General features: G+C 61.0%; 10 protein-coding genes. 7 read left to right on the top strand and 3 right to left on the bottom strand.

Annotation, left to right across the window (positions count from 1 at the left end; all coding sequences use genetic code 11):
- Positions 1-1,392, top strand: coding sequence for an efflux transporter outer membrane subunit (locus JSY17_RS17370; RefSeq protein WP_201012162.1), 1,392 nt, complete (start codon positions 1-3; stop codon positions 1,390-1,392).
- Between the two features lie 126 nt (positions 1,393-1,518).
- On the opposite strand, the gene pvdP is transcribed toward JSY17_RS17370, so the two are convergent.
- Complete coding sequence (gene pvdP, locus JSY17_RS17375; protein ID WP_122370626.1) at positions 1,519-3,162, bottom strand: pyoverdine maturation tyrosinase PvdP; 1,644 nt, start codon at positions 3,160-3,162, stop codon at positions 1,519-1,521.
- A gap of 180 nt (positions 3,163-3,342) precedes the next feature.
- On the opposite strand from pvdP, the gene pvdM reads away from it, so the two are divergent.
- The 6 genes from pvdM to JSY17_RS17405 all read left to right on the top strand — a co-directional run bounded on the left by pvdM (position 3,343) and on the right by JSY17_RS17405 (position 14,117).
- Positions 3,343-4,686 carry a pyoverdine-tailoring dipeptidase-like protein PvdM gene (gene pvdM, locus JSY17_RS17380; RefSeq protein WP_117164216.1) on the top strand — a complete coding sequence of 448 codons (1,344 nt, stop codon included), beginning with the start codon at positions 3,343-3,345 and terminating at the stop codon, positions 4,684-4,686.
- A 42-nt stretch (positions 4,687-4,728) separates the two neighbouring features.
- A complete protein-coding gene (pvdN, locus tag JSY17_RS17385; RefSeq protein ID WP_201012164.1) occupies positions 4,729-6,009 on the top strand; it encodes a pyoverdine-tailoring periplasmic protein PvdN in 1,281 nt (426 codons plus the stop codon).
- Between the two features lie 41 nt (positions 6,010-6,050).
- Complete coding sequence (pvdO, locus tag JSY17_RS17390) at positions 6,051-6,911, top strand: dihydropyoverdine dehydrogenase (RefSeq protein ID WP_122370629.1); 861 nt, start codon at positions 6,051-6,053, stop codon at positions 6,909-6,911.
- Positions 6,912-7,071: 160 nt separating this feature from the next.
- A complete protein-coding gene (locus tag JSY17_RS17395; protein WP_206402524.1) occupies positions 7,072-8,736 on the top strand; it encodes a cyclic peptide export ABC transporter in 1,665 nt (554 codons plus the stop codon).
- Positions 8,737-9,043: 307 nt separating this feature from the next.
- Positions 9,044-11,482, top strand: coding sequence for a TonB-dependent siderophore receptor (locus tag JSY17_RS17400; RefSeq protein WP_232849512.1), 2,439 nt, complete (start codon positions 9,044-9,046; stop codon positions 11,480-11,482).
- A 310-nt stretch (positions 11,483-11,792) separates the two neighbouring features.
- The gene (locus JSY17_RS17405) at positions 11,793-14,117 is read left to right on the top strand and encodes a TonB-dependent siderophore receptor (RefSeq protein ID WP_232849520.1); all 2,325 of its coding nucleotides are present in this window, start codon (positions 11,793-11,795) and stop codon (positions 14,115-14,117) included.
- Positions 14,118-14,234: 117 nt separating this feature from the next.
- On the opposite strand, the gene JSY17_RS17410 is transcribed toward JSY17_RS17405, so the two are convergent.
- Both JSY17_RS17410 and JSY17_RS17415 read right to left on the bottom strand, forming a co-directional pair.
- On the bottom strand, positions 14,235-22,871 hold the full coding sequence (locus JSY17_RS17410) for a non-ribosomal peptide synthetase (RefSeq protein WP_206402526.1): 8,637 nt from the start codon (positions 22,869-22,871) through the stop codon (positions 14,235-14,237).
- A 1-nt stretch (position 22,872) separates the two neighbouring features.
- A partial coding sequence (locus JSY17_RS17415; protein WP_206402527.1) for a non-ribosomal peptide synthetase occupies positions 22,873-26,607 on the bottom strand: 3,735 nt, incomplete at its 5' end.

The following is a 26,607-nucleotide window of genomic DNA, read 5'->3' on the forward strand; positions in this document are numbered from 1 at the left end:
ATGAAGCCAACCCTCACCCTGCTGACCACCTGCCTGCTGCTGGCGGCCTGCAATACTTCTGCCCCCTCCATCGACAGCGGCATCCAGCCACCGCCGAGCTGGGCGTTCGCCCAAAGCGCGGCCCTGCAGCGCAGCGATGCCCAATGGTGGAAGCAATTTGGCAGCCCGGACCTGAATCGCCTTATCGAACAGGCCCGGGTGAATAGCCATGAAGTTGCCGCCGCCATGGCCAGAGTGCGTCAGGCTCAAGCCACGGCGATCATCGCCGGAGCCCCCACTCGCCCTGAAATCACCTACGACATCCGCGGCGAACGGAACAAGTTCCTGCACAACAGCGACCGCAAGGCCAGGCCTTCGGATGACAACAATACCGATGCCTTTACCACCAGCCTGAGAGCCAGCTACGAAGTCGATTTCTGGGGTGGTGTCTCTGCTGCTCGCGACAGTGCGCTGCAAACGCTGAAAGCCAGCGAATTCGACAGAGCCACGGTGGAACTGACCTTGCTCAGCAGCGTGGCAGACCGCTATGCACAAACCCTGTCGGCCACCGAGCAGAGCCATATCGCCGAACTGAACCTGACCAATGCGCAAAACGTGCTGCGTCTGGTGCAGACCCGCTACGAATCGGGCTCCGCAACGGCACTGGAACTGGCTCAGCAGAAGAATCTGGTCGCGACTCAGCAACGCGAGCTACCGCGCATTCAGCAACTGGCCAATGAACAGCGCATCACCCTCGCCGCCCTGCTCGGCCAGCCGGTACAGCATCTGGAACTGGGAAATCAGGATTTCGAAACCCTGAGCTGGCCACAGATCGGCACAGGGCTGCCCAGCGAACTGCTGACCCGCCGTCCCGACATCGCCAAGGCCGAAGCCGAACTGGCTGCCGCTCAGGCCGACGTCACCGTTGCCCGCGCCGCCCTGCTGCCGAAGCTGACCCTGAGCGCTACCGTGGGCACCGAAGTGGTCCGGGCCGAAGACTGGTTGCGCGCGCCTTTCAGCAGCCTGGCTGCCGGCCTGACCGGGCCGATCTTCAATAACGGACGCCTGAGCGCAGAGCGCGACAAGGCCACGGCCCGCCAGGAGGAACTGCTGGAAACCTACCGCGGGGCCATCATCAACAGCTTCGCCGATGTGGAAAAAGCCCTGAACAGCATCAGCGGCCTGGACCAGCAAAGGTACTGGCACGACGAAGAACTCAAACAGGCCCAGACTGCTTTCCGCATTGCCCAGAGCCGTTACGAAGCCGGTGCCGAAGATTTGCTGACCGTACTGGAAACCCAGCGCACGCTGTATCAGGCCCAGGATGTGAGCGTGCAGCTTCGGCTGTCGAGGGTCCAGGCGAGCATTGCGCTGTACAAGGCGTTGGGTGGCGGCTGGTCACAGACCCTGTAGAAGGCAGCTTGCTGGCGACTTCACGTACGACGCAGAATATCTGCCGATTTCAGGCCTTTTTCGCCAGCAAGCTGCCTCCCACAAGTGCTGAAACATGCTCCTGCAGGCATCGATGAAATGGGGGAGTCACAATCCCCCAAGCCATTTATCCGGCAGCAGATTCCTCGCATACCAGGGCCGGCGCGGCACACGGCGCAGGAGGTTGCCGAGCTTGTCATCCGCCGCAAAGGTGATGCGCAATGCCAGCTTCATGACCTCCGGGTCCATCTCCATGGTAGTGCCGGCATTCAGGCCCGGCGTGGTGCTGCATCCATGGGTCTGCGGACCCAGCCATGGATCACTGATCTCGACCCAGCGGCCCGGCGCGAACCAGGGCACGCCATTGACTTCAAGACGGCTCACCTCTCCAGGATGAAAACGCTCATGAGCCCGGAACCAGTCGTCGATCCGATCATCGATCCAGCCATGGAACATCCAGAACACCGGATGCACATGGGAAGAGAACGGGTCGGCGAGAAAGTCGTTTTCCGGCTCGAACCAGCGGGCCGCGAAGTCCGACGAATCACGGGCCATGGGCACCGGCTCGCCGTTTGAAGGGTCCCGCGCAACAGACGCCCAGCGCATATGCAGCCAGTCATGCAGTTCCAGCTCGACCTGGGAACCGAACTGTCCGAGGGTCAGCGTCGACAGGAAACGCGGATCCCGGTACTGGGACTCCCATACCTGAAAATGCGTGCTGTATGTTTCGGCGCTTTTGATATCACTGACCAACTGGCTGTATTCCGCATCGCCATTGGCCTGCCAGGGCGGTGGCAACGCGCAGCCATCGTGATTATCGAAGTAACGGGCAAATCCCTGGCGATCCCGCTCCAGCTCCGGCTGCGGCAAGGGAAAGCGCGGCCAGGAAGGCAATTCCTGAAACTGCCGGGCCTGGATCAGCATGTGCCGATGCATGTAGAAGAAGTCGATGCCCGAACCGTTGCGGTCCTTGCGATCCCCACGGGCATCACGCTCCCTGTCTCGCGGACCGGGCTGCCAGCCGATACCGCGCAGCGCATTGCGCTTGTCTTCGGGCAGGCGATGCCACTTGTCGCGGCTGGCATGCCAGAGCTGGTGAAACAGACGATGCTCCTTGGAAACCAGCCAGGCCAGGAACGGAGGCGTCAGACCGATGCGATCCCGGGCTTCGGGAAACATCTGTTTGGTGGCAATAAAGCGGTTCTCCAGCTCGGGCAGGGCCAGCGGACGGTCCAGACGCTCGATGCGCCCGCTCAAGGTGCCACTGCCCGCGTTGCCAAAACTGCCCCAGACTTCATCCAGCACCATGCTGAATTCATAGTCCGGCGCGTCGCTTTGCGGGCTGTTATCGAGATGTCCGTCAATGACCCGGAAATACAGCTTCGAGGCGTCGGCAGAACGCAGGTCGCCGATAACCCGGAAACGCGGCTCGCCCTCTCCCCGCAGACGCTCTGCGGTGTCGATATAACCCCGCAGGCCACGGCCACGCGGGGCAATGTCGAGAAACATTTCCAGGCCCTGAAGTGGCGCACCGCTCAACCCGGCATCACGTCCCTCGAAGCGGATCGTCCATATCCCGCGCAGCTTGTCGGCCAGCCGCTGGGTGGCGGTATCGGCCGGCGCAGCTGTCGCCTCCCCCGGTGTAACGGGCTCTTCGACGCGAGTCAGTTCGCGATGTGCGTAATAAGCAGCCGGTACCGCTGCCCCGGTGAGCGCCAGACCCGCTATAAACCCTCGTCGAGAAATCGTCATTGCACTACCTGTTGCCCCAAAACGGCGTTTATCCAAGCAATGACGTAGCATCGATACAGAAATTTAGGGCCAGGACCGCGAACTGCATCAGCGTTAAATTTTTCCGCCATCCGCTCGTTCTCCCCAGATAGCAAAGGCCCTTGTGCCTGCTTCTGAACGGCGAACCTGAAAGAGATGGCAATGACAAAACCGCGTTGGAAAAAGGCTCTTTTCATTGGCCTGCCCCTGGCTCTGGCAATCAGTGCCGGTGCAGGCTGGCTGGCCTGGAATTACTGGTCGCCATCGGGTTACCCGGTCAAGGTGATGAAACAGGCCGAAGAGCTGCAGGAACGGATCATTTCCTTCGACAGCCACATCACTGTGCCTCTGAAGTTCGGCAGCGAGCGCAACGAAGCGGACAAGGACGGCTCCGGGCAATTCGATCTGGTGAAGACTGCACGCGGACGTTTGTCGGGTGCGGCACTGACGGTGTTCGGCTGGCCGGAAATCTGGAACGGCCCCAATGCGCCTCACCGCCCGACCCCGGGTTTTGTCGATGAAGCACGCCATCAGCAGGAAGTGCGCTACAAGATCATCACCGGCATGGTCCGCGACTTCCCCAATCAGGTCGGCATCGCCTACACCCCGGATGACATGCGCCGCCTGCATGGCGAAGGCAAGTTTGCGATTTTCATCAGCATGCTCAACGCCTATCCACTGGGCAACGACATCAACCTGCTGGACCAGTGGACGGCACGCGGCATGCGCATGTTCGGCTTCAGTTATGTGGGCAATAACAGCTGGGCCGACTCCTCAAGGCCTCTGCCGTTCTTCAATGATTCCCAGGACCCGCTGGGCGGTCTGTCAGATATCGGCAAGCAGGCCGTACATCGCCTGAACGATCTGGGCGTGATCATCGACGTCTCGCAGATGTCGACCAAGGGCCTGGAACAGGTCAGCCAGTTGAGCCGCACGCCCATGGTCGCTTCGCACTCCGCACCACGGGCGCTGGTGGATATTCCCCGCAACCTGAGCGACGAAGAACTGCAGATCATCAAGCGCAGCGGTGGCGTGGTACAGGTCGTGGCCTTCCCGGCCTATCTGAAACCCCTGACCCAGAAGACTCAGGACAAGCTCAACAAGCTGCGCAAGGACTTTGACCTGCCGCCACTGCCGAACCTGGCCATGGCCCTGATGCCCGGCGACGCCATCATTACCGTCTGGCCCGAGCAACGTTTCGGCGCTTACGCCAGCAAGCTGTACGCCATTCTCGAAGAAGAGCCCAAAGCCACCGTCAAGGATTTCGTCAATGCAATCGACTACACGGTGAAGAAGATCGGCATCGATCACGTGGGCATCAGCTCCGACTTCAACGATGGCGGCGGCGTTGACGGCTTCAAGGATGTCAGCGAAATCCGCAACGTGACCGCCGAATTGATCGAACGCGGTTATGCCGAGGCCGACATTGCCAAGCTCTGGGGCGGCAACTTCCTGCGGGTCTGGGAACAGGTACAGAAATCGGCCAGACCGGTAGCCCACCAATGAACTTCCTGCACTTGCACACCGACATTCCAGGTATGGCCGCTCATGACTGACCGCAGAACCTTTCTCAAGCAGGCCGGACTGCTCGCCGCCGCCCTGCCCATGGGCGCCAGCCTGATGCCTTCGGCCATGGCCGCCAGCAGCGGACAGGCACCGAAAGACAAATGGAGCACTTTGCGCGGGCTGTTCGATCAGGACCCGGATTACATCCACTTCGCCAACTTCCTGATCACCTCGCACCCAAGACCGGTGCGTGAGGCCATCGAGCAGCACCGGGCCGCTATCGACCGCAACCCTGGCCTGGCCATGGACTGGGACCTCCAGGAAATCGCCCGCCGCGAAAACGCGGTGCGCGAGTGGGCCGGCAAGTATTTCAATGCAAAGTCCGGCCAGATCGCTCTGACCGGCAGCACGACGGAAGGCCTGGCGATTATCTATGGCGGTATTCATGTACGGCCGGATCAGGAAATCCTCACCACCGAGCATGAGCACTTCTGCACGCGCAATATCCTCAACTCGCGCCACAAGAGAGAAGGCACCCAGGTTCGCAAGATCCGTCTGTTCAAGGATTCCAGCACGGTTTCGAGCGACGAGATCATCGGCAATATCGCCCGCAGCATTCGTCCCGAAACCCGTGTACTGGGCATGACCTGGGTGCAATCGGGCAGCGGTGTCAAACTGCCCGTTGGCGAGATCGGCGCACTGGTCCAGGAGCACAACCGCAACCGGGACGACAAGGACCGCATTCTCTATGTAATCGATGGCGTTCACGGCTTTGGGGTCGAAGATGTGGACTTCCCCAGCATGAACTGCGATTTCTTTGTCGCCGGGACCCACAAATGGATGTTCGGCCCACGGGGCACCGGCATCATCTGCGCCCGCTCGGAGCAATTGAAGGATGTCACCCCGCTGATCCCGAGTTTTTCCGAAGCCATCAGTTTCGGCACCATCATGACCCCCGGTGGCTATCACTCATTCGAGTACCGCTGGGCAGCAGACAAGGCTTTCGAACTGCACCTGCAACTGGGCAAAGCCGATGTTCAGGCGCGCATTCATCAGCTCAACACCTACATCAAGCAGCGCCTGAAAGAACAACCGGGCATCGAGCTGGTCACGCCCATGGCACCCGAACTGTCATCAGGATTCAGCTTCTTCAGGGTCAAGGACCGCAATAGCGACGATGTCGCCGCCTGGCTGATGAAAAACCGGGTGGTGGTGGATGCCGTGGATCGCGATATCGGCCCCGTCGTGCGCACCGCTCCGGGCCTGCTCAACAACGAGGCCGAGATAGACCGCTTCCTGGCCGTCCTCGGTCAGCGCCCATGACGCTCTTCCCCCGTTTCCAGCTTTCTGCCTCGAGGCCCGTTATGAACAAGATACTGCCCACACTGTCCCTCACCGCCCTGCTGGGTGCGCTGTTACCTGCAGCCGCCATGGCCGACACGCCCGAACCGGGCAAGGTGTTCAAGGATTGCAAGGACTGTCCGGAAATGGTCGTGCTGCCTGCCGGGACCTTCACCATGGGCGCGCCCGAATCCGAACTCGGTCGCCAGCCCGACGAAGGCCCGCTGCATGAAGTGACTTTCGCCAAGCCCTTCGCCATCAGCCAGTTTCAGGTCCTGAGCGGCGAGTGGAAGGCCTATATCAAAAGCACCGGCTACAAGATGCCCGATGGCGATACCCGTCCGGGCCGCGAGTGCAAGGCCGGCCAGCCGCGCTATCCCTTGACCGACCGTCAGCCTGCAGTGTGCATGGACTGGAACGAAGCCAAGGCCTATACCGCCTGGCTGTCGAAGAAGACCGGCAAATCCTACCGACTGGTCAGCGAGGCCGAGCGCGAGTATGCAGCCCGTGGCGGCAGCACCGGGCCGTTCCCCTTCCCCATGGATGAAGGCAAGCAATACAGCATCGCAAAACATGCCAACACCTATGGCCCGGAAGACGGTTTCAGCGTCACGGCCCCGGCTGGCAGCTACAGCCCCAATGACTTCGGCATCTATGACGCCCACGGCAATGTTTACGAGTGGACCGCCGATTGCGAAACCAGCAATTACAACGGCGCGCCCACCGATGGCAGCGCATGGCTGGCCGGTGATTGCAGCTGGAAGATGATTCGCGGCAACGACTGGACCGAAGCGCCGATCTTCTCCCGCTCCGGCAACCGCAACAGCCGCAAGCCCGATGTGCGCGGCGACTGGCTGGGCTTTCGGGTCGCCCGCGAACTCTGACGCTTTCACAACGCAATCCCGATCAGAGAAGGTCAATGAAGCACTGTGTGGGAGGCAGCTTGCTGGCGACTTTTTCGCCAGCAAGCTGCCTCCCACAGGTTTTGCTTGTGCCTTGACTGATCGGCATTACCGCTACAACGGACCATAACGAGACAAGAGCATGACGCCCAAATCAGAAAGCCTCGCCCGGGAAACCCTGAGGATCCTCAAGCCATTCTGGTGGCTGGTGGCTCTCTCGACGGTGCTGGGGGTTGTCAGCGGCCTGAGCGTGACCGCCCTGCTGGCTACCATCAACAACGCGATGAACATGGCAGGCGGACCTGACACCCACACCGCGCTGCTGTTCGCCGGCCTGTGCGTGCTGACCCTGGCCTGCTCCACCGTCTCGAACCTGTCGACCAACTATGTCGGCCAGCGCGTGGTCGCCAACCTGCGTCGCGAACTGGCCGCCAAGGTGCTGGTCGCGCCTATCGAGCAACTGGAACGCTACCGTTCGCATCGTCTGATTCCGGTGCTGCTCAATGACGTGAACACCCTCAGCACCTTCGCGCTGTCCATTGCGCCGATGGTGATTTCGTTCACCGTCACCCTGGGCTGCCTGACTTATCTGGCCCTGCTGTCGTGGCAGATCCTGGCGCTGACGGTACTGACCGTGATCCTGGGCACCGGCGCGCAGTATCTGGCTCATCATTTCGGCACCCGCAGCATCATCGCGGCGCGCAATGGCGAAGACGAGCTACAAAAGCACTATCAGGCCCTGTCGTCCGGCGCCAAGGAGCTGCGCATCCAGCGCAAGCGCCGTCAGCACATGCTCGACCAGCAGATCCATGGCGCCACCGAGCGCATCTGCCGATCCAACGTGCGCGCCGCCAACATTTTCGTCAGCGCAGAAACCTTCGGCTCGATGCTGTTCTTCGCGGTCATCGGCATTGCCATTGCCTTCCAGGCGCTGTGGCCGAGCACCGAAAAGACCGTGCTGGGCGGTTTCGTGCTGGTCATGCTGTATATGAAAGGCCCGCTGGAACGCCTGATCACGGCACTGCCGGGCATCAGTCGTGCACAGATCGCCATGCGCCGCATTGCCGAGCTGTCGTGGAAGTTCTCCAGCCCCGAGCCGCACCTGCTGGTCAGCGACCGCCCCAACACCCTGGCGAACATGCAGACCCTGGAACTGCATCAGTTGCGCTATGACTATCCGCCGGTGGAAGGCAGCGAGTCCTTCCATCTCGGCCCGGTCAACCTGAGCATCAAACAGGGGGATATCGTGTTCATCGTCGGCGAGAACGGTTGCGGCAAGACCACCCTGATCAAACTGCTGCTGGGCCTGTACAAGCCGCAGCAAGGCGAGATCCGCCTCAACGGCAAGGCAGTCACGGCGCAAGAGCTGGACGATTATCGCCAGTTGTTCACCACCATCTTCGCCGACTACTACCTGTTCGACGAGCCGCTGCAAGGCGAAGCCCGCCTGCCTGCCGATGCGGGCAAGTACCTGGAGCGCCTGGATATTGCCCATAAGGTCAGCATTCGCGATGGCGCATTCACCACCACCGACCTGTCCACCGGCCAACGCAAGCGCCTTGCCCTGATCAACGCCTGGCTGGACGAGCGTCAGGTGCTGGTGTTCGACGAATGGGCAGCCGATCAGGACCCGGCTTTCCGCCGCGTGTTCTATACCGAGCTGTTGCCCGAACTCAAACAGCAAGGCAAGACCATCATCGTCATCTCCCACGACGACCGGTATTTCCCGATTGCCGATCAACTGGTGCGCATGCAGGCCGGCAAGATCGAAGTGGAGCAGGTACAAGCCCAACCGGTATCCGCCTGAATACAGCCGGTTATCGATGATATGGCCCCGCCCGGCTCAGACCGCGAGCGGGGCTTCTTTTTGCCCATGGGCCAGCCACCTCGCCACCACCGATAGCCTTGCGCCATCTTTTTCAGGGCAAATGTGAAAAATTCATTAAATAACCGAGAGCCATTTTCGTTCTCTTTAACAGCACACCTGCGCGGGCATCTGCAGTCAGCCTGGCTCCCAGTAAAAAGTCGAACAGCCTCTGCCCTGATTCGCCTCCGGACAGGCCTGAACGACGCTCTTTATCTCCCTGCCAATACCAACTAGAAAGAGCCACTCCATGTACACACCGTCACGACTCACCCCTCTCAGCAAGGCCTTGTTGATCAGCCGGATGTTTCGCCCAGGACCTGCCATGGCAGCAATCGGTCTGGCGCTCAGCATGCCCATGGCCGCTCAGGTACAGGCCCAGGAAATCGAGTTCAACATCCCGGCTCAACCGCTGAGCAGTGCCCTGAGTCAACTGGAACGTCAGGGCAGTCTGCGCGTGGCCTACAGCCCGGCGGATGTACAAGGCAAGACCAGCGGTGCAGTACAGGGCAAGTTCACTCCGGCACAGGCAGCGGGGAAACTGCTGGCCGGAGCAGGCCTGACCTACAGCCTGCAAGGCAATGCCCTGACCCTGAGTGCGCAGGATACATCGACAGCCATCAATCTGGCTCCGACCGCGATTGACTCCCAGTATCTGGGCACCACCACTGACGGCACGGGCTCCTACACCACCGGTGCCACCACTATCGGCAAGGGTGCGGCGCAATCGCTGCGGGAAACGCCTCAGTCGGTGAGCGTCATGACCCGTCAGGTCATGGACGACAATAATCTCACCAGCCTGAGCGAAGTGCTGGAAGACACCCCCGGCATCAGCTTCCAGTACCGCAACTTCGGTGGCCACGTATACACATCCCGTGGTTTCTCGCTACTGGCGGAAAGCTTTCTGGTCGATGGCATTGGCGGTCAGGGCTACCAGATCACCGGCTGGATGCAGCCGGATATGGCGATCTATGACCGAGTGGAAGTGCTGCGCGGTGCTTCGGGCCTGCTAGTGGGCGCCGGTCAACCCGGTGGTGCGGTGAATCTGGTACGCAAGCGTCCGACCGCCGAGAACAAATTCTCGATCACCACCCGCGCCGGTTCATGGGATCAGTACCGTGTCGATCTGGATGGCAGCGGCAAGCTCAACGATTCGGGCACCGTCCGGGGTCGAATGGTGGCCGCCTATGAAGACAATGGCTCGTATCTGGATAACCGCAACAGCCGCACGCCCCTGCTGTACGGCATCCTCGAAGCCGACGTGACCGACGACACCACACTGACCATGAGCCTGCGTCGTCAGGAAAAGGTCATCAACGGTTATTCGATCTACGGCCTGCCACGCTACAGCAACGGACAGTCGCTGGACTTGTCGCGCTCGACGAACCTGGCTCCGAAATGGAACCGCCTCGAAACCGACATGACCGAGGCTTTCTTCGAAGTCGAGCATCGCTTCAACGACAACTGGCTCAACAAGACCTCCCTGACCTACTCCGAAGGTGGATTCGATCAGGTCATTGCCTATGCGCAAGGAGCCATTAACCCGACAACGCTGACCGGCTCCACTTTCCGCAGAACCCTGTTCCGTAACGATGAAGTCAACAGCCTGGGCCTGAACAGCCAGCTGGAAGGCAAGTTCGACGCCTTCGGCCTGTCCCATCAGGTCACTTTGGGGGCCGACTGGTCGAGGCAGAGAGCCGACACCAAGAGTGTCTCTCCAACAATGGGTTCTGCAGTCAATGTCTTTGATGTCGACACCAGCTCACTTGCAAAACCGGCACGTCCGGCCTGGACAAGCGATTACGTCTCGACCGAAGAGCGGGCAGGTCTCTACGCCAATACCCGTATCCACCTGAGCGAGCCGTTGAGCCTGGTTCTGGGCGGACGCCTCAGTTGGTTCGAGTATGACTACAACGCCAAATATGGCCCGGCCCTTTCGTATAACTCCAAACAGACTCAGGAATTTACACCTTTCGCCGGCCTGATCTACGACATCAACGAAAACTGGTCCTGGTACGCCAGCTATGCGGATATATTCACTCCGCAAGCCGCTTACAGGCAGGTCGGCGGCACCCCACTGGATCCAGCCGTGGGTTCCAACTATGAAACCGGCATCAAGGGCGAACTGTTCGACAAGCGCATGAATCTGTCGATGGCCCTGTTCTATATCAAGCAGAAAGATGTTGCCTACGAGGATCTTTCAGCCACGGACCCATGCCCGGGCGGCTCTGACAACACCTGCTACATCCAGGGCGGCATCAAGCGCAGCAAAGGTATCGATATCGAAGCCAGCGGCGAAGTACTGCCAGGCCTGCAGGTCTTTGGCGGCTACACCTTCAACCAGTTGGCAAACAGTTCCGATATGGAAGTGGCCTACGAGACGCCGAAGCATATGCTGCGCCTCAATACCAGCTACAACCTGCCGGGAGCCTGGAACCGCCTGACTCTGGGTGCCGGGGTATCGGCGGACTCCGGCTACAAAGTACCGTCCGATGACCGACTGGGCGTTGCAGGCCGGGCCATCTGGGATGCACGCGCCGCCTGGAAGATCGACGAGCACTGGACCGTCGCACTCAATGCCGAGAACCTGTTTGATCGCAAGTACTACACCACCGCCGTGGCACTGGATCGCTCCAACTTATACGGCGAACCACGCAGCTACGTCCTGACCCTGCGCGGCGACTTCTGATCCTGCGCAGAATCTGCAGATAAACCGATCCGCAGGACAGCAAAAAAAGACCAGGGGGCAACCTCTGGTCTTTTTTATTGAAAAATCACTAAATAAATTCCCGCTTCATTCGTATCGATTCTTTATCAATCACGCAGAAAAACGTCCGCCACAGAATGACCAGAGGCAGTGCCCCATACGGTTGTATGGTTTACCCTGCGTTACCGATATAAGAGCCATCAGAATGCAATCAAGCACCCGCCCTCCACTGCCTGTCCGCCTGCTGTTTCAGCCCAGGCCTGCGATAAGAGTGGTGGGTCTTGCGCTGCTGATGGCATTCAAGGGTGAAGCCCTGGCTCAGGAAATCGAGTTCGATATCCCCGCCCAGCCCCTGAACAGCGCACTGAATGAACTGGGGCGTCAGGGTGATCTGCAAGTGCTGTACAACCCGGACGATATCAAGGGCAAAAGCAGCCGGGCCGTGCGTGGCAGGTTCACCCCCGAACAGGCAGCCCGCAACCTGCTCGATCAGGCCAGAGTGCCTTACAACTTCGAGAACAACACCCTGACGCTGACCGCCGTTGTGCCTGCGGTCAGCCTCAAGCCCCTGTCGATCCAGGCGCCACCGTCAGGCCTGATTACCGAAGACTCGGGTTCCTACACCACGTCTGCGGTGAGCATCACCAAAAGCACTCAATCCCTGCGTGAAATTCCGCAATCGGTCAGCGTCGTGACCCGCCAGTTGATGAACGACAAGAACCTCTACAGCCTGGAAGACGTGATGGCCCAGGCAACCGGTGTCACCTTTTCCCAGCGCAACTTCGGCTCCCATGTGTTCAGCTCCCGGGGCTTTGCCATGGAAGACGAGAGCTACACCATCGATGGGATTTCGGGCCAGGGCTACAGCGTGACCGGCTGGATGACGCCCGACATGGAAATCTACGACCATGTGGAAATCCTGCGGGGCGCTGCCGGGCTGCTGATCGGCGCAGGCAACCCCGGCGGCACGGTCAATCTTGTGCGTAAGCGCCCGACCGCCATACCGCAGTTTTCGATCACCACCCGTACCGGCACCTGGGACAACAACCGGGTGGATCTGGACGGCAGCAGCAAGCTGAACGATTCGGGCAGCATCCGTGGCCGCTTCGTGGCGTCCTATGCCGACCGTGACTACTTTATCGATGGCCTCAGCAAATCCGCCCCGCTGCTGTACGGCATCCTCGAAGCCGACCTGAATGACGACACCACCCTGGCTGTGGGCGTGCGTCGTCAGGAGGCCGACATCAAGGGGTTCACCATCTTCGGTCTGCCCCGCTACAGCGATGGCAGTGCCATAGACCTGCCGCGCTCGACTTCTCTGGCTCAGGACTGGAACCGTCACCAGACCCGAACGGACGAAGTGTTCACGGAGCTGGATCATCACTTCAGCGAAAGCTGGTCCGGCACCCTGTCCGCCACTCACTCAACGGGTTCGTTCGAACAGAAAGTGGCCTACGCCCAGGGTGCCATCGATCCGGCGACATTGACGGGCTCGCGCATCGCCCGGACCCTGTTCCGCTCCGACCAATTGCACAGCAACGGGTTCGACGCACACATGGACGGTCATTTCGAAGCGTTTGGCCTGGAACACCAGTTGACTTTCGGCGGCAACTGGTCGGAACAGACACGCAAGTCCAGACAAGCCAATGTCACCTCCAACCAGCCCATCGATGTATTCGCCCCCGATAGCCATCTGATTGCCGAACCGGACCGACCCGAGTGGACCTCCATTACCGACTTCAGTGACAAACGCTACGGCACCTACGCCAATCTGCGCCTGCATCTGTCGCAGTCGTTGAGCCTGGTCATGGGCGGCCGCCTCAGTTGGTATGACTACCAGACCCAGACGGCGGGCGTCACTCGAAAATCCATAGAGGAACATGAGCTCACGCCCTTTATAGGCACGATCTACGACCTCAACCCGGACTGGTCCCTGTACGCCAGCTACACCGATATCTTCCTGCCGCAAAGCGTCTACCGGGATGCTGCCGGCAACCTGCTGAAGCCGGCCATCGGCGCAAACTACGAAACCGGCATCAAAGGCGAACTCTTCGATCAGCGCCTGAACCTTTCCTTTGCGATGTTTTACGTCAAGCAGAAGGATGTGGCTGTGGAAGACAACGCCAACCCTGGCGAGTGTCTGGTGAACGATATCTACGGAACCTGCTACCTGAACGGCAACATCCGCCGCAGCAAAGGCTTTGAAATGGAAGCCAGCGGCGAACCCCTGCCCGGCCTGCAGACCGTGGCAGGCTACACCTTCAACATGACCCGCGGCAGTGACGGCCAGTCCATTTCGGCAGAAACACCCCGGCATCTGTTTCGCATGAGCGGCAACTACACGCTGCCCGGCGCCTGGAATCGCCTGACCCTCGGCGCAGGCGTATCGGCCCAGAGCGGCTATTCGGAAATCGAATCATCGGCAGAAATCAGAAACCCCGGCCGCGCCATCTGGGATGCCAGAGCCTCCTGGAAAATCGACGAGAACTGGAGCCTGGCCCTCAACGGCAACAACCTGCTGGATCGCAAGTATTACAAGGCGACCGGGGATATTGATCGGGGCAACTACTACGGCGACCCGCGCAATTATATGCTGACCTTGCGCGGGGAGTTTTAGGGGCCGCCGGAGGCGGCAGCGCAAGCTACAAGCTACAAGCTACAAGCTACAAGCTACAAGCTACAAGCTACAAGCTTTTGACTTGAAGCTTGCAGCTTGCGGCTTGCGGCTTGCGGCTCAAAACTTAAGCCGCTCTACAACCGAGTCCAAAAACGCCTCCCCAATCACAATATTGTCGTGCCGTTCCTGGATTGTGGTCGAGGAGCGCAGTCCGTTTACCGAGCACTGTTCTGTTACCACAGCCTGTGCCTTGAGGATCTGGTCCGGTTCGCGGCTCTGCCCTGCCCACCAGCAGTCCACTTTCACCTCCAGTTTCTTGAGGGTGAAGGCTTCGGCCAGTACGGCGTTGGCATGCAGCAGTTTGTAGCCGGTTTCGATTTCGTCCTGAATGGCGATGTCCTGGAAAACGTTGCGCAGGCTTTCGACGCCGATACCGGCATCCAGGGCAACCTGTTCGATCACCCGGTCGGCGATTTCACGCTCGTCCTTGAGCGATAGCCTGGCGCTTGCGATCAACTCCATGACACGCTCACGGGCCAGCCCCGGCACGAAAGCCACCAGACTCTGGATCAGGCTCTGGAACAGGTTCTGGAACAGGTTCTGGTCCTGATTCTGCGCCCGGACTTCCGGGTCTTCCTCGATCCAGCTCAGACCTGCCGAAGCCGGCAGCATCGAATCCACCAGCGCCAGGAAACTCACCTTGTCACCCTCATGCTCCAGAATATGAGCGACATCGATGGCCAGGGCTCCGCCCAGGGACCAGCCCAGCAGGTTGTAAGGCCCGACAGGCTGGGTGAGCCTGATCTGCTCGACAAAGTAATCGACCATTTCCTCCCATGACCTGTCGAACCAGCCCGGCACCACATAAGCCTTGTTGACCAGGCCATACACCGGCCTGTCTTCACTCAGCCGGCCTGCCAGCGGGTAATAGGAGTAGGTGCCGCCACCACCGGGCGGCAGGCAGAACAACGGGGTCTTGTCAGACTGGCTGTTGTTCATGCGGATCACCGCCGACTTGACCTTGGCCTCGCCTGCCCGCAGGAAGTCCGCCAGTTCACCCAGGGTCTGCATCAGCAGGAAATCATGCAGTTTGATGGAGATATCGAACGTTTCGCGAATCCTGCCCGCCAGGGACACTGCCAGCAGCGAGTGACCGCCCAGGGCAAAGAAGTTGTCGTTGAGGCCCACACGTTCGACTTTCAGGGCATCTGCCCAGAGAGCGGCAAGGCGTTCTTCCAGTTCGGTACGCGGCGCGACATAGCCTTGCTGCAACTGACTGGCATCCGGCTTTGGCAGGGCCTTGCGGTCCAGCTTGCCGTTGGCGGTCAGTGGCATGACGTCAACGGCCACAAAGTGCGTCGGCACCATGTAATCCGGTAGCAACGCTTTGAGGTAAGTCCTCAGTTCATTCGCATCCTGCGCCTTGTCGTTCGCCACCCAATAGGCCACAAGCTGTTTGCCGCTCGGGCCATCGATGTCGATCACATGGGCTTCGCGCACGCCCGGATGCTCATTGAGGCGCGCCTCGATTTCACCCAGTTCGATGCGCAACCCGCGAATCTTGACCTGATGGTCGATCCGTCCTGCGTAGTCGATCACCCCGTCACCGCCGTAACGTGCCAGATCGCCAGTGCGATAAAGACGACCGCCCTCCGTCGAGAATGGATCTGGCACGAAGCGTTCGGCAGTCAGCGCAGCACGCTGATGGTAACCCCGCGCCAGCCCCACACCGCCCAGATACAACTCGGCCGCAGCCCCACGGGCGGCCGGCAGCAGGCCGTCATCGAGAATATGTGTCTTGAGATTATCGATAGGCCGACCGATCGGCACGCTCAGGGTATCGTCCGGCGTGCAGGTCCAATGGGTCACATCGATGGCGGCTTCGGTCGGACCATACAGATTGAACAACCCGGCTTGCGGCAGACGCTTGAGTACCTGGGACGCCAGGTCCGCAGGCAGAGCCTCGCCACTGCACACCACACGGCGCAGGCTGTGGCAGCTTTCCACCTGCTCATGGGTCATGAAGGCCTGGAGCATGGAAGGGACAAAGTGCAGTGTCGTGACCTTGTGCTGAACGATGGTCTGCACCAGACGCTCGGGATCTCGATGATCGCCCGGCATGGCGATAGCCAGACGTGCGCCGGTGAGCAGAGGCCAGAAGAATTCCCAGACCGACACGTCGAAGCTGAACGGCGTCTTCTGCAATACGGTGTCGCTGGCATCCAGCCCGTAGGCTTTCTGCATCCAGTGCAGACGGTTGACCAGGGCCAGATGGCTGTTGCCCGCCCCCTTGGGCTTGCCCGTTGAGCCTGAGGTGTAGATCACATACGCCAGGTTGTGCGGATGGGTGCGGCAGACAGGGTTGTCCTGGCTGTAAACCTCCAGCCAGTCGCCTTCCTGATCCAGGCACAAGGTTTGTACATGCTCGGGCACCGGCAGGCCTTGCAGCAGCGACGTCTGGGTCAGCAACAGGCCAATGCCGCTGTCATCGAGCATATAGGCCAGTCGATCCTGCGGATAATCCGGATCCAGCGGCACATAGGCGCCACCCGCCTTGAGAATCGCCAGCAAGCCGACGACCAACTCAAGACTGCGCTCGATGCAGATCCCCACCAGCGCATCGGGGCCGATACCCGACTCACGCAGTTTGTGGGCCAACTGGTTGGCGCGGGCGTTGAGTTGCCCGTAGCTCATCTGCTGATTGTCGAAAGCCAGTGCCGGGGCATCAGGGGTTGCCAGTACCTGGGCTTCGATCAGGGTTTGAACGCACTGCTCGCCCGGGAACCCGGCAGAGGTAGCGTTCCATTCCCGCAGAATCTGGTGCTGCTCCCGTTCATTGAGCAACGACAGCTCGCCGATGGCGGCAGCCGGGTCACGAACCAGGGCCTCAAGCAGGTGCTGGAAGTGGCTGGCCAGTTGCGTCACCACATCTTCGCTGAAGTGCTGACGGGAGTAGCTCAGGCGCAGGGAAAGCGTTTCGCCCAGATTCACCACCAGCGTCAGCGGATAATGAGTCTGCTCTTGGTTGATCAGGCCACTGAAGGCCAGACCGTCCGGCGCAGCCTGTTGCAGGGCTTCGGACACCGGGTAGTTCTCGAACACCAGAATGTTGTCGAACAACGCTTCGCCACCGCTGCCTGCCAGACGCTGGATTTCGTACAACGGTGTGTGTTCGTACTCGCGCAGGGCAATATTCTTGCCCTGCACCTGCTGCACCCAGTCCGCCACCGACTGCTCGGGACGCGGGCTGGCGATCACCGGCAAGGTGTTGATGAACAGACCAAGTTGTTCTTCGACACCCGGCAAGTCTGCCGGACGTCCTGCCACGGTCGCACCGAAGGTCACGCTGGACTGTCCGGTGTAGCGTTGCAACAGCAACAGCCAGGCCGATTGCACCAGGGTGTTGAGGGTCACACGCTGCTCGCGGGCAAAATCACTCAAGCGCTGGGTGCTGACCGCATCGATCAACTGGAAATAATCGCCATGGCCCTGCCCGTCGGCACTGGACTTGAGCGCCTGAACCAGACGGGTCGGCTCATCCAGCTCGGCCACCTGTTCAGTCCAGAAACGTTCGCTGGCCTGGGCATCCTGGCGTTGCAACCACTCGATGTAATCGCGATAACGGCTGCCCTTTTGTGGCAGCGGCTGACCGCTGTAACGTTGCAGCACTTCGCCCAGCAGACGCGAACTGCTCCAGCCATCCATAAGGATGTGGTGGCTGGTGTAGATCAGGTGATGAGTGTTGGCTCCGGTACGCAAGACCGCCAGACGCAACAGCGGTCCCTGGGTCAGATCGAAGCCCTTCTGCCGATCGGCCTGCGCCCAGTCATCCAGCCACGCCGCCTGCTGATTGCGAGCATCCAGTTCGACAAAGGGCACCGTCACGTGACGCTGCACCACTTGCAGCGAGTGCTCCAGATGGCTGACAAAGCCACTGCGCAGCACTTCATGGGCATCCACCGTGGCCTGCCATGCCGCCCGGAAGCGCTCGACATCGAGCCCGGTTACATCGACGCGCATCTGGTTGATGTAATTGCCCGCCTCTTCCTCGAACAGGGTATGGAACAGCATGCCTTGCTGCATTGGCGACAGCGGATAGATGTCTTCGATGTCACGGGGATTGATCGACAGGCGACCCAGTTGTTTCTGGCTCAAACGGGCCAGCGGGAAGTCGGACGGTGTTACCCCGGCACCGCCTTCGGTGGTGCAGTGAGCGATCAGTTGCTGCAACTCTCCGGCATACTCATCGGCCAGACGTTGCACGGTATCGGCCTCGAACACCGCCGAGCTGAAGCTCCAGCTCAGCCGCAACTCACCGTTGTAGACCTGACCATTGATGCTGATCGGAGCCGACAGCGGTGCTTCGCGGCTCTGGGATGCGCCACTGCTGTCACCCGACGGCACGAGCAGCGCATCACTGGCATCGAAACTGCCATCGAACTGACCCAGATAGTTGAAGACGATGCTGCCCTGAGCCAGTTGTTGCAGGCTCTGGCGTACAGGTTCTGCGCCGAGATAACGCAACACGCCGTAACCGATGCCCTTGTTGGGGATGGCGCGCAGTTGCTCCTTGATCGACATGATCGAATCGGCAACGGTTGCCTGTGCCGTGAGCTTCACCGGATAAAGGCTGCTGAACCAGCCGACGGTACGGCTCAGATCGATATCGTCGAACAGGTCTTCACGGCCATGGCCTTCCAGCCTGATCAAGGTATCGGGCTGGCCGGTCCAGCGGCTGATCACACGGGCCAGCGCGGTGAGCAACAGGTCATTGACCTGTGTGCGATAGGCAGCCGGTGCGTCTTGCAGCAGTTGCCGAGTCAGCTCGCTGTTCAAATGAGTGGTCACGGAAGTCGCATGTTTCTGCTGCTGGCCACCGTCCGGATGATCGCTCGGCAAGGCATCGCTGACGCCCTGCAACTGCGTCTGCCAGTAAGCCAGCTCCGACTCCAGCGCCGGGCTTTGGGCGTAAGCATGCAACTGCTCGGCCCAGGCCTTGAGGGAACTGGTCTTGGCCGGCAGTGCCAGGGCCTTGCCGGTGTTCAAGGCAACGTAAGCCTGTTGCAGGTCTTCCAGCAACACACGCCACGACACACCGTCCACCACCAGGTGATGGATCACCAGCAGCAGACGCTGCTCACCTTCCGGCAGGCTCACCAGCACCGCACGCAGCAGCGGGCCGTTCTTCAGGTCCAGGCTGCGCTGGGCTTCATCGGCCAGTTCGGTCAGGCGCGAGATATCGTCCAGCTCATGCACCCACAGCAGATCGCGGGTGGACAGCGGCCCGAAGCTCGCCTGCCACTGGCCGTCCTGTCGGGCAAAGCCCAGGCGCAGGGCATCGTGCTGCTCGATCAGCGCCTGCAAGGCCGCCAGCAGGTGACTGGCCTCCAGCGGGCGGTTGGGCTTGAGCATCACCGACTGGTTCCAGTGATGGCGCTCGGGAATGTTCATTTCGAAGAAGCGCGCCTGAATCGGCAGCAACGGCAAACTGCCGCTCACCTGTTCGACGACTGCTGCGGGTTTCTTCTGAATCAGCTTGGCCACCGTCGCCAACTGGGCGATGGTCTGTTTCTCGAACAGTTGCTTGGGGCTCAGCTTGAGGCCCTGGCGCTTGGCACGGGCGATGATCTGCAGGCTGAGGATCGAGTCGCCGCCCAGCTCGAAGAAGTTGTCGGTGGTGCCGACTTTCTCCAGCTTGAGCACATCGGCCCAGACGGCGGCGAGCTTTTCCTCGATCTCGCCTACCGGTGCGGTGTAGCGCTGTTTGATCACGCCCGGCTTGGGCAAGGCGCGCTTGTCCAGCTTGCCGTTGGCGGTCAGTGGCAGACGCTCCAGCACCACGAACTGCGCAGGCACCAGGTATTCCGGCAGGCTGGCGGTCAGTTGCTCGCGCAGGGTGTCGACCGAAAGCGAAGTGCCCGCAGCAGGCACGCAATACGCCACCAGTTGCAGACGGGATTCATCGCTTTCCAGCGGCAGGGCCAGCACCACCGCTTCGGCCACGCCATCCAGCGCTTGCAGCACCTGACCGACCTCTCCCGGCTCGACCCGATAGCCGCGAATCTTCACCTGATCGTCGGCGCGCCCCAGATACTCCAGCAGACCATCAACCCGGCGCGCACGGTCACCGGCGCGGTACAGACGTTCGCCATCGCCTTCAGGGTCCGGCACAAAGCGCTCGGCGGTCATGGCGGCACGGCCCAGATAGCCCTGGGCCAGACCACGGCCTCCCAGGTACAACTCACCGGCCACCCGTTCGGCCATGGGGTTGAGCCAGGCATCCAGCACCCGTGCCTTGCCATTGGCCAGAGGTTGTCCCACCGGCACATTGCGGCAGGCATCCAGTCGTTCCTGCACCTCATGGGTCAGGATGCCCACCGTGGTTTCGGTCGGACCGTAGTGGTTGACGATCCGGCAACCCGGCTTGAGGCTTCTGATCTGTTCGATCAAGGCCCAGGAGCTGGCCTCGCCGCCCAGAATCAGCATCTGGCTCGGCAGCACATCGGACGATCTTGCGGCCTGCAACAGGCCCTGCAGATGGCTCGGCACGATCTTCAGCACTTCCACCTGATGCTCGGCCATATACGCGGCGAAACCATCGGGATCGAAAGCCTGTTCATGGGACAGCAGATGCAGTTGACGACCGGAGGCCAGGGCACCGAACAACAGGGTATGACCCAGGTCGGCGGCCACGGTGGAAACCATGGCCATGCTCGCATCGGCGCTCAGGGAAAGACGCTGGAGCACGCCTTGCAGATAGTTGGCCAGCGCACCATGGCTGATGACCACACCCTTGGGCTGGCCGGTGGAACCCGAGGTGTAGATGATGTAGGCCGCCTGCTCCGGCTGCACGTGAATATTCAGCGGACTCGTATCGATATCGGCCCACAGGCTGGCGTCATAGGCCAGCACCGGGCAGACACCCAGACCGGCAGCCTTGTCGTCACCACGGGCATGAATCAGCAGCACCGCGCCGCTGTCTCTGGCCAGTTGCTGCAAGCGTTCGGCCGGTTGCGCGGTATCCAGCGGCAGGTACACCGCACCCAGTTTCAGCACGGCCAGCAGGCTCACCACCCACTCCAGCGAACGGTCCTGACACAGCGCCACGGTCATGCCCGCGGCAATGCCTTCGCCCTGCAGATAACGGGCGAACTGGCTGGAGCGCTGTTCCAGCTCGGCATAACTCAGCACCTGCTGCCCCATCCGCAGTGCTGGCTTGCCCTGCCCGGCTTGCAGGCCTTTTTGCCACAGACTCAGGAAGTCGGAACTGTCGAAATTGCAGTCCTGTGAAGCAAGCGGAGCGGCAACAGCCAGCGGGTGATCCGCCAGACGCGCGCCGGAGTGCGCCACCAGCGCTTCCAGCACCTCCTGCAACGATGCCGCGATACGCTCGATGGTCGAGGCTTCGAACAGATCGGTGGCGTAGGTGAAGTAGCCGCGCAATCCCGACGGGGTATCGGTGAAGTCATAGGCCAGATCGAAACGGGCATCACCGCCGCCCACCGGAAATTCGGCCACCGTCAGCCCGGCCACGGCCGTACCGCTATCGCCTTGGTCACCGGCAAACACATGCTGGTTGATCTTGAACTGGAACAGCGGGTTGTGACCCAGATTGCGTTCGGGCGCCAAGGCATCCACCAGATGCTCGAACGGCAGTTCCTGATGGGACTGAGCGCCCATCACCACGTTTTTCACCTGATCCAGCAGCTCGACAAAGGTCTGGCGTTCATCCACCTGAATGCGCAGCACCTGGGTATTGATGAAGAAGCCGATCAGGCCTTCAAGCTCGCGTCGGGTACGCCCGGCATTCGGCGCGCCGATGCGGATATCGGTCTGACCGCTGTAGCGCGACAGCACCACCGACAGCGCAGCCAGGGTCAGCATGAAGACCGTCTGGCCGTTGTTGCGCGCCAGGGTCTTGAGTTGTGTGGACAGCTTTTCCGGCAGATCGGCGCGCACAATGGCACCGCGATAACTCGGCTGAACCGGCCGTTCATGGTCCAGCGGCAACTCCAGCAATGGATGCTCGGTGCCCAGTTGCTGCTTCCAGTATTCCAGCTGGCGCTCGCCCTCCCCGGCTTCCAGCCAGGCACGCTGCCAGATGGCGTAGTCGGCGTATTGAATCGTCAGCGGCGGCAGTTGCGCCGTCAGACCGGCGACCTGCGCCTGATAGAGCTGAACGAACTCGCGAATCAGCAACTCTCCCGACCAGCCATCGGACACCACATGATGCATGCACACCGTCAGCACATGTTCGGCGTCGTTCAGGCGGAACAGCTTCACCCGCAGCAGGGTGCCGCTCAGCAGGTCGAAAGGCGTCTGCAGCTCGGCTTTTACCTGCGCCTCGATATCGTCGGCACTGGCCTGGGCGACTTCCAGCGCCACACTCGCCTGCTCAAGAACTTCCTGATGAAACTCGCCCTCCACCGATACGAACCGGGTCCGCAGGGTTTCATGGCGCTGTACCAGCAGCTCAAGGGCCTGCGCCAGGGCGCGCTCGTCCAGCGGGCCATTCAGGCGCACGGCCAGCGGCACGTTGTAGGCGATATTGCCCGGCTCCAGTTGCCAGAGGAACAGCATGCGCTGCTGGGCATAGGACAACGGGATACGTTGCAGATCATGGCGAGTCACCGCGATGGGCAACAGCCTGAAGCTCTGCCCGGTCTCGCTCATTTTGGCGAGAATCTGGCGGCGCTGCTCCACGGGCAGGCCGACGAAACGCTGGGCAATACGTTCTGCTGCGGACTTTTCCATGTCAGATACCCGCCATTTCATTCATCATTTTTTCGATATCGGACAAGCCGTCCTCGGTCAGCGACAAGCCGCTGCTCTGCAATGCCTGGATAAAGTCGTTCAATTGCGGTTTCTCGAAAACAAGGCGCAAGGGCACGTCGATCCCCAGGCCCGAATGGATTCTGGAAATGAGCTGGGCCGCCAGCAGCGAATGCCCGCCCAGCTCGAAGAAATCGTCGGTCAGGCCGACACGCTCGACCTTCAGTACCTGCGCCCAGATATCGGCGATCTGTTGTTCCTGTCCGGCGGACGGCGCGACATAACTGCGCTGCAACTGGCTGGCATCAGGCTTGGGCAGCGCCTTGCGATCCAGCTTGCCGTTGGGGGTCAGCGGCATCTGCTGCAAGCGGACGAAGTGGCTCGGCACCATGTAATCCGGCAAGCCGGCGCGCAAATGCGTCTTGAGCAGGTCACGCAGCGCATCGAAGTCCTGCGCCCCATCGACTGCGACCAGATAGGCCACCAGTTGCTTGCCTGCCGGGCCATCGATATCGATGACTGTGGCTTCGTGAACGCTTGGGTGTTCCTGCAGGCGGGCTTCGATTTCGCCCAGCTCGATCCGGAAACCGCGGATCTTCACCTGATGGTCCAGACGCCCGACATACTCGATCACCCCGTCGGCGTGATAGCGCGTCAGATCCCCGGTGCGATACAGCCGCGAACCCGGCGGACCGAACGGATCGGGAATAAAGCGCTCGGCAGTCAGCGCGGCACGCTGGTGATAACCCCGCGCCAGACCGTCGCCACCGATCAGCAGTTCACCGCGGGTGCCGATCGGCAACACGTTGAGATCGTCGCTGACGATGTGCAGGCGGGTATTGGCCAGAGGCCGACCCAGCCAGATATCGTCACTGCGGGTCAGGTAATGGCGCGCCGACCAGATGGTGGTTTCAGTCGGACCGTAGACGTTCCAGACATGCCCGGCCTGCTCGATCAGGCGCTGGGCCAGTTCGACGCTCAAGGCCTCACCGCCGCACAGCACGGTCTTGCCCTGCAAGGCTCCGGCCGGCGCGCTGTCCAGCAGCATCCGCCAGGTGGACGGCGTAGCCTGGATCACGCTGACAGCCTGCTGTTCGATCACCGCCAGCAAGGCGTGCGGGTCCTTGTTTTCATCGGGATGCAACAGGACCACCGAAGCGCCGCGTATCAGCGGCAGATACAACTCCAGCCCGGCAATATCGAATGACAGCGAGGTCAGGGACAGGACCTTGTCTGCGGCATTCAACCCCGGCTGGTCGGCCATGCTGTGCAGGAAGTTGACCAGTGCCTGATGGCCGATGGTCACGCCTTTCGGCTGCCCCGTGGAACCCGAGGTGTAGATCACATACGCCAGATTTTGCGCCTGCGCCGGATTGACCGGGTTTTCGTCGCTGCAGCCTTGCAGCCAGTCACCGGCCTGATCGAGGCACAGGCTCCGGACACCGGCAGGAACCGGCAGACGTTCGCGCAGCGCTGTCTGGGTCAGCAGCAATTGCAGGCCGCTGTCCTCGATCATGTAGGCCAGACGATCCTGAGGGAAATCCGGGTCCAGCGGCACATAGGCGCCGCCTGCCTTGAGAATCGCCAGCAGACCGACCACCTGCTCCAGGCTGCGTTGCACCGCGACACCCACCAGCACATCCGGGCCGACACCCAGCTCGCGAAGTTTGTGGGCCAGTTGATTGGCGCGGCGGTTGAGCTGGCGATAGGTCAGCTGTTCGCTGCCCAGGGTCACTGCCAGGGCATCCGGGGTAGCCTGAACCTGAGCTTCGATCAGCGCAGGCAGGCACTGCTCGCTCGGGTAAGCGGCTGCACTGTCGTTCCAGCCCTGCAGAATCTGCTGACGCTCGGCTTCACTCTGCATCTGCAGTTCGCTGACCCGTTGGCGGGTATTGCTGCAGATGGCTTTCAGCAATGTCAGCCAGTGTTCGGCCATGCGCTCGATGGTTGTGCCATCGAACAGGGCCGTGGCGTAGGTCAGGCCCGCGCTCAGACCCTCTGCATGTTCTGTGGTCCCAAGGCTCAGGTCGAACTGGGCCGCATGGCTGTCCGACTCAAGACTCTGGATACTCAGCCCGGACAACTCGCGAACCCCGGCACCGGCCTGGGTCTGGTGATTGAACATCACCTGGAACAACGGACTGTGGCTCAGGCTGCGCTGCGGCTGCAAGGCTTCCACCAGTTGCTCGAAAGGCAGTTCCTGATGGGCCTGGGCCTGCAAGGCGGTCTGTCTGACCTGCTGCAACAGTTCACTGAAAGTGGTGTGCAGATCGAACTCGGCACGCAGTACCTGAGTGTTGACGAAGAAACCGATCAAGCCTTCGGTCTCGGCACGGGTACGGTTGGCAATCGGTACGCCGACCCGGATATCGTTCTGCCCCGAATGGCGATGCAGCAGGCTCTGGAAAGAGGCCAGCAGCAACATGAACAGCGTCACGCCTTCCTGACGTGCCACGTCTCTGAGGCTGTCCACCAGATCACGCTCCAGCTCAAGGCCCAGACGGGCACCGGCATGGCTCTGCACCGCTGGTCGTGGCCGGTCCGCAGGCAACTCCAGAATCGGCTGCTGATCGCCCAGTTGTTCTGTCCAGTAGCTCAGTTGCCGGGCCTGTTCGCCGGCTTCCATCCAGGTGCGCTGCCAGAGGGCGTAATCGGCGTACTGAATCGCCAGTTCACCCAGATCGACTTCACGCCCCTGGCTGTAGCCTTCGTACAGACGCACCAGCTCATCGACCATGATCGGCATCGACCAGCCATCGGAGACGATATGGTGCTGGGTCAGTACCAGCACATGCCGGTTTTCGCCCAGATTCAACAGCTTGACCCGCAACAGCGGCCCCTGCTCCAGATCGAAGGGACGCTGCACTTCCTGCTGCACACAGACTTCCAGTGTCTGGCCGGCTGACACCTGCTCGACAGGTAGTGTGAAAACCGACGCCGGATGAACAACCTGCTCTGCCTGCTCACCGTTCTGGCGGAAGGTCGTGCGCAGGGTTTCATGACGGGCAATCAGGGCGGTGAAGCTCTGCTCCAGCGCATCGATATCCAGCGAACCGTTCAGACGCAGGACAACCGGCATGTTGTACGCGGTGCTCTGCGGTTCAAGCTGCCAGAGGAACCACTGGCGCTGCTGGGCATAGGACAGGCCCAGCGGCTGAGTGCGGTCGGCCTTGATGAAGCCCGGAGCCTGACTGACCTGGCCCTGCGCTGCCGTCTGGGCGAAACCGGCCAGACCCCGAGCTTCGAACAGGTTGCGCAACGACAGTTCGAGGTTAAGTTGCTGGCGAATCCGGGAAATCACCTGAGTCGCCAGCAGCGAATGACCGCCCAGCTCGAAGAAATTGTCGTGCAAACCGACCCGCTCGACTTTCAGCACGTCTGCCCAGATCGCCGCCAGTTGCTGCTCCAGCTCGCTTTGCGGGGCCACATAGCCGTTCTGCAACTGGCTGGCATCCGGCTTGGGCAGGGCCTTACGGTCTAGCTTGCCGTTACCGGTCAGCGGCATGGCGTCCAGCATCACGAAATGGGTCGGCACCATGTAATCCGGCAGATGGGCCTTGAGTTCGGCTTTCAGCTCTTCACGCAGGGTCTGCTGATCAGCGCCTGAATCCTTCGGCACCAGATAGGCCGCCAGTTGGCCATCCAGCGCCAGCACGATCACTTCCCGAACACTGGCCTGGGCCTGCAGGCGTGCCTCGATTTCACCCAGCTCGATGCG

The organism is Pseudomonas capsici, from assembly GCF_017165765.1.
GTDB lineage: Bacteria > Pseudomonadota > Gammaproteobacteria > Pseudomonadales > Pseudomonadaceae > Aquipseudomonas > Aquipseudomonas capsici.

Excerpts from the sequence above, each read along its gene's own strand:
- JSY17_RS17370 (WP_201012162.1), top strand. The coding sequence starts at position 1 with ATGAAGCCAACCCTCACCCTGCTGACCACCTGCCTGCTGCTGGCGGCC.
- pvdP (WP_122370626.1), bottom strand. The coding sequence starts at position 3,162 with ATGACGATTTCTCGACGAGGGTTTATAGCGGGTCTGGCGCTCACCGGG.
- pvdM (WP_117164216.1), top strand. The coding sequence starts at position 3,343 with ATGACAAAACCGCGTTGGAAAAAGGCTCTTTTCATTGGCCTGCCCCTG.
- pvdN (WP_201012164.1), top strand. The coding sequence starts at position 4,729 with ATGACTGACCGCAGAACCTTTCTCAAGCAGGCCGGACTGCTCGCCGCC.
- pvdO (WP_122370629.1), top strand. The coding sequence starts at position 6,051 with ATGAACAAGATACTGCCCACACTGTCCCTCACCGCCCTGCTGGGTGCG.
- JSY17_RS17395 (WP_206402524.1), top strand. The coding sequence starts at position 7,072 with ATGACGCCCAAATCAGAAAGCCTCGCCCGGGAAACCCTGAGGATCCTC.
- JSY17_RS17400 (WP_232849512.1), top strand. The coding sequence starts at position 9,044 with ATGTACACACCGTCACGACTCACCCCTCTCAGCAAGGCCTTGTTGATC.
- JSY17_RS17405 (WP_232849520.1), top strand. The coding sequence starts at position 11,793 with ATGGCATTCAAGGGTGAAGCCCTGGCTCAGGAAATCGAGTTCGATATC.
- JSY17_RS17410 (WP_206402526.1), bottom strand. The coding sequence starts at position 22,871 with ATGGAAAAGTCCGCAGCAGAACGTATTGCCCAGCGTTTCGTCGGCCTG.